This window comes from Pseudomonas sp. GM49 (assembly GCF_000282355.1).
In the GTDB taxonomy this organism is placed as follows: Bacteria; Pseudomonadota; Gammaproteobacteria; order Pseudomonadales; family Pseudomonadaceae; genus Aquipseudomonas.
On record NZ_AKJL01000326.1, the window covers coordinates 1 to 1,326 of the forward strand.

Genomic DNA, 1,326 nt, shown 5'->3' on the forward strand with positions numbered 1-1,326 from the left:
GGGGCGTTTGCCAAAAGGGACTCGCCGTAAGGGCGAAACCGTAAGTGGCCGTGACCGCAGGAATGGATATGTACTCAGTCAGCAAAACACAGGTTGGCTGTCAGGCCGCCTTCGCGAGCAAGCCCGCTCCCACAGTTTGAGCTGTGTACACCCCGGCTGGCAGGCTCGCTCCTGCGGTTCAAGGCTGCAACGCCTGGGGCGCGGAGGACTGTGCTTTCGGCGGCCCCCCGGTGTCTTCGAGGGAGGCTTTCTCGGCCACGAACTGCCAGTCCTTGTAACTGGCCATGCCATTGAAGTCCGACCACTGGCTGGGAAAATTCACCTGCTTGAGCGGCTTCTCAGTGGACGGGCAGTACACACCGCTGATCCGGCCGTCGATACCGCGTATCAGCTCCCATTCGCCACCTGTCATCGGCTCCGGATACAGCTGTCGGATATGGTGTTTGGCCGTCGGGAAACGCTCGTCCTGCAACAGGTCCGAGAGTTCTTTCGGGTACTGCGCCATACCGGGCGAACTGCGGTAATAGCTGCGCAACGCCTTGGCATATTGCGTACCGACCCAGAGCAACTGGTGTTCCCGATCCCGGCGCGAAGCGGTGGCCCACAACTCGCCGGCACTGGCCAGGCCCAGGCCCATCACGACGATCAGAAACAGCACACCCAGGTAGGTGAAGCCATCCTGACCCGATGGCTTACCACTCGGAATACAGGCTGCCATCACGCGCCCTCCCGCTGGCTCCACTCTTGATATCGGCCACCCCGCCCGCCACGCCATCCGGTGGCGCGACTATGACCCATGTGTCCTTGCGCTCGGCAATCGGGTCCAGCGGCTGGCTTCGCAGGTAGCGCAGTTCGACCAGCTGTTCGATGGAATCGGGATAACGCCCGGTGTCTCCATAGTAGTGATCCAGCGCCTCGCGCATGGACGACAGGCTCTGGTGCAAGGTGGTCTCTTTGGAGGCCTCCAGGCTGTTGAAGTAGCGTGGCAAGGCGATCGTCATCAGGGTCGCGATGATTGCCAAGACCACCATCAGTTCAATCAGGGTAAAACCCTTTTGCCGACTCATATGCTCACCACTCTCGGTAGGCGATACCGTTGAGGCCCTTGCCCCGGGCCTTGGAGTAAACGTCAAAGACGTCCTGGCCCTCCCGTGGGTTCTCAGCCGAACTGTCATAGGAACGCAGACCCCAGCCGCCCTCGTCGTCACGCTTGACGGTTGCCAGCGGGTCACGGGGGATGCGCCGCAGGAAGTAGAACTTGGCGCCCTTGGCGCTGCGCGTGTCACGCACACCATCGACCAGCACTTTCAGGTTCGGCGGGTAGCC

At 61.7% G+C, this 1,326-nt stretch carries 2 protein-coding genes and 1 pseudogene; all 3 read right to left on the minus strand.

The genetic code is table 11. From position 1 onward, the window contains the following. Positions 1-178 precede the first annotated feature (178 nt). Entirely contained in the window at positions 179-718 is a 540-nt protein-coding gene (locus PMI29_RS01445; RefSeq protein WP_008004193.1) for a type II secretion system protein, read from the minus strand. After that, the gene (locus tag PMI29_RS01440) at positions 693-1,067 is read right to left on the minus strand and encodes a type II secretion system protein (protein WP_008004195.1); all 375 of its coding nucleotides are present in this window, start codon (positions 1,065-1,067) and stop codon (positions 693-695) included. Before PMI29_RS01440 ends, PMI29_RS01445 begins: the two co-directional genes overlap by 26 nt. A 4-nt stretch (positions 1,068-1,071) precedes the next feature. Continuing rightward, positions 1,072-1,326, minus strand: a pseudogene (locus PMI29_RS01435) (hypothetical protein); the annotation flags it as partial.

Bases quoted from the DNA above. Each gene is read 5' to 3' on its own strand.
- PMI29_RS01440 (WP_008004195.1), bottom strand. From the start codon at position 1,067: ATGAGTCGGCAAAAGGGTTTTACCCTGATTGAACTGATGGTGGTCTTG.
- PMI29_RS01445 (WP_008004193.1), bottom strand. From the start codon at position 718: ATGGCAGCCTGTATTCCGAGTGGTAAGCCATCGGGTCAGGATGGCTTC.